We start from the raw sequence: 6,238 nt of genomic DNA on the forward strand, positions 1-6,238 counted from the left end.
GTTGGCCCGACCCGGACACTTTTCATTTCGCGCGATGACTTCTTTGAAATCTTTGACCGCGAAGCCCCGCTGCGCCGTCACATCACCGCCCTTTTGTGTCGTCGCCTGCGCTGGGTCAGTGACCTGCTTGAAGATGCCAACTTCCTTGATCTGACCGCACGTTTGATCAAGCGCATCCTGTGGCTGGCCGAACGTCATGGCGGCCCGGACCCGGAAGGCATTCGTATTGCCCTGCCGCTGTCGCAGCAGGAATTGGGCCTGATGCTGGGTGTGACCCGTGAAGCGGTGAACAAGAAGCTGCGCGAACTTGAAAAACAGGGGATGATCACGCGCCGTGATGGTCGACTGGTCGTCAAGGACAGCGAAGGGCTGAAACAACTTCTTGCTGATGCCGTCAAAAACTGAGCCTTCCGAGTCAATTTTTGAACGCCTTGTCGCCCGCGAAGAAAAGCGCGGGCTGATCCTTGTTGCCTTCTTACGCATCTGTCTTCTGGCGTTCATCCTGCTTTTGTTTAGCAAACCAGATTCGCCGACTGGTAAGCTTTATACATTGCTTGAGGTCCTCGGCTGGTTCATTCCCGGCGTGTTCGTTCAGCTTTTCGTCGCCTTTCGCGGCGGCAAATCATACTGGATGATCTATCTGCTGGCGGTGATTGACGCGGTTCTGATTGTCTATGTCTCGGTTGTGCCCGATCCGCTTAATCCGTTGCTGGATCATCCGGCATGGCTGTATGGCTTTGTCGTGCGCGACCGTGGCGTCGTCTTTTCGATGATCATGATGGCCATCATCATCATGACCTTTTCGCCGCGCCTGATCCTGTGGTTCGGCTTCTGGCTGTTTGCATCATGGTGCGGGGCGATCTGGTGGCTGATGACGCGGCCCGGGGTGATTGTTTCCCAGCATTTCGGCGATGAATGGAACCCAACCCAGCAAGAAATCATCGATACCTATAACCTGCCGGAATTTGTCGATATCTCGGCCCTTGCCGAACAGGTGATCATTGTCATCGTCTTTACATTGGCCTGTGCGGTGATGGTTTCGCGTTTGCGGGTTTTGATTAACCAGTCCGCCGCGTCCGAACGCGCGCATGGCAATCTTGCGCGATATTTCCCGACTGCCCTTGCCGATCAGTTGGCCGATCGTGATGAACCGATCCGTGTGGGTGAACGCCGCGAATGCGTTATTCTGTTTGCCGATGTTATTGGCTTTTCACGCTTTGCCGAGAAGCGCGACCCGCAGGAAGTCATGCGGTTCCTAAACCAGTTCCATCACATCGCAACGTCGCAAATCGGTGCTTATGGCGGCATTGTTGAAAAATATATCGGTGATGCGGTGATGGCGAGTTTCGCGGCCTTCGACGATCTTGAAAACCCGGCGGCCAATGCATTTTGTGCCGCACAGGCGATCATCGCCCAGGTCGCCGAATGGCAGGCGCGGGCCCCGGCAAACGGCGGCGAACCGCTTGAAATCGGGGTTGGACTTAATTTCGGACCGGCCGTTGTCGGTGATATCGGCCAACGCGAGGCGGTCACGCCCGCCGTCATCGGGGCCACGGTCAACCTTGCCGCCCGCCTTGAAAAGGCCACCCGTGAACTTGGCAGCGATACTGTCATGAGCGAACAATTCGCCAACCGCCTGCGTAAAGAGGCCCCGGTCGCAGGCCCGATCCTTCTTGCCCGCTACGCACAAACGCAAACAATTCAGGTCAAAGGGTTTAGTGAACCTGTCGGGGTCCGCTTTAACGGCTGCTAAATAAACTGCTAATAGAATGTCTTCCGGTCTGCCAAGCCCTTGAATATCCGGCAAACCAATCCAAAGTGCTTTGATATTTCTGGTGCAGCATGAAAACGGATCAGCAGGAGGACGCGATGGCGACCGAAAAAGGCGCGAACCCGACGGCCAAGGGGACCGTCCCGTCCGCCGTAAAACTGACCACCCTGTTTGGCGAACGCGAGTTCGCCTGGGACAAGGCCATTTACTTCCCGGCCGGGCTTAAAGGCTTTCCTGATCATAACGTCTTTGCGCTGGCAAGCTTCCCGGGTGAAAGCGGCAATGCGTTTCTTTTGATGCAATGCCTGACCGAACCGGAACTGGCCTTTATCGTGGCACCCTATAACCTTGAAAGCGATACGATCCGGCCCGAACACCTTGAACAGGGCTTTGGCATTCACGGCATCAAAAAGGAAGATGGCGCGGTGTTGCTGATTGTGACCCTGCACAAGCCCGATGATGGCCCGGTCAGCATGTCGGTCAATCTGCGCGCGCCGATCATCATTGATACCGCCCGTCAGGCTGCCTACCAGCATCACCTGCCCGAGGTCGGCGGATATTCCTTCCACCACGTTCTGAGCTAAGCATAAACCCCATCGTCAGATCCTGACGTTTTGCTGCGCATCGAATTGCGCAGGCCAACGTTTGTGTGCATTGGCGCCACGTGTTTATGCGTCTAACCTGAAATTACCCCTGCATGTCCTTGATCCTGCCATCTTTTCACGCAAAGGTGGCAATCAGAGCAAATTGCATAGCCCCACTTCAACATGACAAAAGGGATCGGGAATGACAGCAGCATTACGCAATCGTTTTGCACTCGCCGCCTTGTTGGGATCAGCAGTATTTTTCGGACCGGATGCTGAGCCTGCCCGCGCGCAAAGCCCGTCCGTCGGACTATCAGCCGACAACCGCACCAGCCTGCAGCTGACGGTTTATCCCGGCAACCTGTCGCTGATTACCGAAAAACGCGATGCGGCCATTCCCGCAGGCCAAAGCACGCTTCGCATTGATGGCCTGCCCCAGACCATCATGAATGACTCCTTCCTGCTGGGCACTGCCAAGGATGCCGATCTTGTCTGGACGTCCTTGCGCAATCGCGGCAACGGATCAAACGCCATCGACGACCTTGTACGCGATCAGATCGGCAAGACCGTCACCATTCGCCGTGACGATGACCTGATTGAAGGCACCCTTGTCGCGGTAAGCCATGTTGCCCTGATTGAAACCGATGCCGGTTTGGAACAGGTGCCGCTTGATCAGGTGATTGTTTCCGAACTGCCCGAAGCCTTTACCACCAGCCCGACCCTTGATGCGGATATCGCGACCGGTACCGCGCTTGATCACGTATCGATGGCCTATCTTCTGGGCGGGATCGGTTGGAACACGTCCTATACCGCCTATTATGACCGTGCGGAAAACAGCCTGAAACTGACAGCAATCGCCAAGGTCATGAACGGATCAGGCAGCGATTATGACAATGCGTCTTTGCGTCTGGTCGCCGGTGACCCCAACCGGGTGCAACAGCCCCCGATGGCCAAGGCCGCACGCACCGAAATGATGATGTCGGCCATGGCCGATGGTGCTGCACCTTCTGCTGGCGCACCGGACCGGGCAAGCTTTGAAAACCTGCATGTTTATGGCCCGTTTGATGGCCTTTCGATGCAGGATGGCGACACGGTGATTTTACCGTTGCTTGATCCGCAGGTGCTGCCGGTCAAGCGCCACGCGATCTTCCAGGCATCAAGCAGCGTCTATAACATGGCGCAAAATGACACCAACGACTTCGTCCGCCCGGACCTAGAAATCGACATCACCAACCAAGGCGGCAAAGACGCCAAAAGCCCGTGGCCGGATGGCATTGTGCGCATCTATGCCCAAACCCCGGCAGGCGATACCGGCTATCTTTCCGAAGACATGATTTCGCTGACCCCGGTTGGCCGTGATGCGACGCTTCGTCTGGGCAAGGCCAGCGACCTGAACGGCACGCGAAATGTCACCTCGTTTGACCGCAAGGCCCGTCCGAACCTGCCAGACGCGATCAAGGCTGATCTGAAATGGACCATCCGCAATACCAGCGACCGTGTCGAAACCGTCACCGTCCGTGAAGACCTGCCAACGGATTGGAAAGTGACGGCCGAAAGCCACAAGCACGAACGCGACCAACCCGGCCAGATCAGCTGGGAAATCGACGTTCCGGCAAATGGTGAAGTGACATTGACCTGGTCGGTGGCAAGCACCCGCTGATCAATCAATCCATGAATTGGAACGGCCACAGGGAAGTTCCTTGTGGCCGTTTTTCTTTGCTCAGGACTTGCCGCGTGCAGTGTAAAACGCCTTGGCCAATGGCAACAAAACATTGGCATCGGGCAACTGACCCGTCCGGTTGCACAGATCGGCATAGATACAGATCAGCTTGGTCAAAAGGACAAACGCATCCTGATTGCGCATCCCGGCAAAGGCGCCCAGCACTTTGACCGCATCGCATGCCGCATCGAGCGCCAGATCAAGCTTGCCCGCCCCTTGCAGGGCCAGCACGAGGGCGGCCAGTGAATAACCCAGATCAAGTCGTTCCTTGTCATCCTTGCGCCCGACACAATTGCGCAAGCGATCCTGACGCAGTTCGACGGCCTGACAGGCGGCATCCACCGCCCAGTCCCATTCACCGGCCTCAATCTCAAGCGCCGCACGGTTATTAAGGCTAAGTGCCAGGCCCGCCACCGCCGCATCACGTGCCGTCGGCAAATGCAGCGCGAAAATTGCATCGGCGGCATCAAACAGCGCCAATGCTTCTTCGCGCTGATCGGGCCTGTGGTTACTGGCCATTTCAAGATACAGCCGCGCGACCGCCAGCGAGTTGGGATCGGTTTTTTCAAGATAGGACAAGCGCAACGCATATTCTTCGTCCGTATTGTCCGTCATCCTGATCCCGCCACCTCGTTTTGCCGTCTCAAGGGCCCGATGACCCGTGCAAGAAAAAGACGTTTGGCAACCCCACCTTGTGAAGGACGGGCATTCGGGGATAAGCTGTTTCCCTCGGTCTGGCAGGCTGCTAGACAATCAGGATCAGATTTGCCCCAAAGTGCGGAAACAAGCCCCAAATGAGCAGTTCCAGCGAAACCCTGCGCGCCCTTTACGGCACATGGCGTCTTGCCCGTGGCGATACCCAGGGTCTTGGATTTTTTAATTTTTCGATTGAGGGATTCTGGCGTTCGTTTCTGGCGGCAGTGATTGTGTTTCCGGCCTTTGCGATGTTGCGCTGGAACGACATTTTCGATGCCCCGGACGACTTCCCGGCGATGCGTTATATGCTGGTCGAAGTCATTGCCTATGTCATCAAATGGGTCGCCTTTCCGCTGATCATGTTCCATGTCATCCCGATGCTGGGCCGTGCGGAACGCTATATCGCGTTTATCACGGTCTATAACTGGGCAAGCGTGCTTCAGATGGGGCTTTATCTGGCGGCCTTGATGCTGGGTGTGTTGTTCCCGTCGCTGGGTGCCGGTGGCTTTGTCTTTATCGCGGTGATCGCAACGTTGGTGTATGGCGTCTATATCGCCAAGCTGACCCTGTCGGTCTCGATCCCGACCGCCAGCACCATTGTTCTCGCCGACTTCCTGCTGTCGCTGGTGATCACATCAATTGGTATCCGTCTGGCCGTTGGGCAGCTATTCTAGAACAATTGAAAACTTAAAAACAAAATCGCTTCAGGGAGAAACCCACCATGAAACCTGTTCTTGCCGTCACCCGCCGATTGCCCGATGCCGTCGCCAAGCGTGCGGCTGAAAGTTACGACATCCGCACCCAGCAAGATGACGATCCCCTGACCCGTGCTGAAATCCTGGCGCTTTGTCATGGCGCGGATGCCGCCCTTGTTTCGGTCGGCGATCCGATTGATGCCGAATTTTTCGATCATCTTTCCGACAGTGTCAAAATCATCGCCACCTTCTCGGTCGGGACCGATCATATCGATCTGGCCGCCGCCAAGAAAAAGGGCGTGATCATTGGCAACACACCGGGTGTTCTGACCGATGCCACCGCTGATATTGCCTGGCTTCTGATCCTTGGTGCCGCCCGCCGTGCGAGCGAGGGGGAGGCCGAAGTCCGCAATGCCACCTGGTCAAGCTGGCGTCCGACCCATCTGATGGGCACACAAGTGACAGGCAAGAAACTCGGCATCGTTGGCATGGGCCGCATTGGTCAGGCGGTTGCCAAGCGCGCCCGCGGGTTTGACATGGACATCCATTATTACAACCGCCGCCAGTTGCCCGCCGATCAGGAAATGGGTGCGACCTATCACGACAGCATCGAAAGCCTTTTGCCCCATTGTGATTTCCTGTCGCTGCATTGCCCGTCAACGCCCGAAACGCGCGGCATGGTCAATTCAGATTTCATTGCCAAACTGCCCGATGGCGCGATCATCGTGAACACCGCGCGCGGCGATGTCGTCAATGATCAGGACCTGATTGC

7 protein-coding genes are annotated in these 6,238 nt (G+C 56.5%); 6 read left to right on the forward strand and 1 reads right to left on the reverse strand.

Translation table 11 applies throughout. The features are described 5' to 3' along the window. From B3Z49_RS12525 to B3Z49_RS12540, 4 genes are all read left to right on the forward strand, one after another. Nucleotides 1-405, forward strand: a 405-nt coding sequence (locus B3Z49_RS12525; protein WP_296991318.1) for a Crp/Fnr family transcriptional regulator, incomplete at its 5' end; no start/stop codon positions are given. Then, a complete protein-coding gene (locus B3Z49_RS12530; protein WP_296991321.1) occupies nt 389-1,753 on the forward strand; it encodes an adenylate/guanylate cyclase domain-containing protein in 1,365 nt (454 codons plus the stop codon). The genes B3Z49_RS12525 and B3Z49_RS12530, both read left to right, overlap by 17 nt. 116 nt (nt 1,754-1,869) lie before the next feature. Continuing rightward, nucleotides 1,870-2,355 (forward strand): flagellar assembly protein FliW, encoded by a 486-nt coding sequence (fliW, locus tag B3Z49_RS12535; RefSeq protein WP_158586097.1) that lies wholly within the window; start codon nt 1,870-1,872, stop codon nt 2,353-2,355. Between the two features lie 202 nt (nt 2,356-2,557). Further along, complete coding sequence (locus tag B3Z49_RS12540) at nt 2,558-4,015, forward strand: DUF4139 domain-containing protein (protein ID WP_296991323.1); 1,458 nt, start codon at nt 2,558-2,560, stop codon at nt 4,013-4,015. 60 nt (nt 4,016-4,075) lie between these two features. On the opposite strand, the gene B3Z49_RS12545 is transcribed toward B3Z49_RS12540, so the two are convergent. Beyond that, nucleotides 4,076-4,690 carry a hypothetical protein gene (locus tag B3Z49_RS12545; protein ID WP_296991326.1) on the reverse strand — a complete coding sequence of 205 codons (615 nt, stop codon included), beginning with the start codon at nt 4,688-4,690 and terminating at the stop codon, nt 4,076-4,078. A gap of 179 nt (nt 4,691-4,869) precedes the next feature. On the opposite strand from B3Z49_RS12545, the gene B3Z49_RS12550 reads away from it, so the two are divergent. Then, the gene (locus tag B3Z49_RS12550; protein WP_296991328.1) at nt 4,870-5,445 is read left to right on the forward strand and encodes a hypothetical protein; all 576 of its coding nucleotides are present in this window, start codon (nt 4,870-4,872) and stop codon (nt 5,443-5,445) included. Nucleotides 5,446-5,492: 47 nt separating this feature from the next. Then, nucleotides 5,493-6,238 (forward strand): 2-hydroxyacid dehydrogenase (locus B3Z49_RS12555; protein WP_296991331.1); only part of this gene is annotated, 746 nt, incomplete at its 3' end.

It is taken from the genome of Thalassospira sp. UBA1131, from assembly GCF_002311515.1.
GTDB lineage: Bacteria > Pseudomonadota > Alphaproteobacteria > Rhodospirillales > Thalassospiraceae > Thalassospira.

What these genes read in the sequence shown, in the direction of transcription:
- fliW (WP_158586097.1), top strand. Translation starts at nt 1,870, where the DNA reads ATGGCGACCGAAAAAGGCGCGAACCCGACGGCCAAGGGGACCGTCCCG.
- B3Z49_RS12545 (WP_296991326.1), bottom strand. Translation starts at nt 4,690, where the DNA reads ATGACGGACAATACGGACGAAGAATATGCGTTGCGCTTGTCCTATCTT.
- B3Z49_RS12530 (WP_296991321.1), top strand. Translation starts at nt 389, where the DNA reads ATGCCGTCAAAAACTGAGCCTTCCGAGTCAATTTTTGAACGCCTTGTC.
- B3Z49_RS12550 (WP_296991328.1), top strand. Translation starts at nt 4,870, where the DNA reads ATGAGCAGTTCCAGCGAAACCCTGCGCGCCCTTTACGGCACATGGCGT.
- B3Z49_RS12540 (WP_296991323.1), top strand. Translation starts at nt 2,558, where the DNA reads ATGACAGCAGCATTACGCAATCGTTTTGCACTCGCCGCCTTGTTGGGA.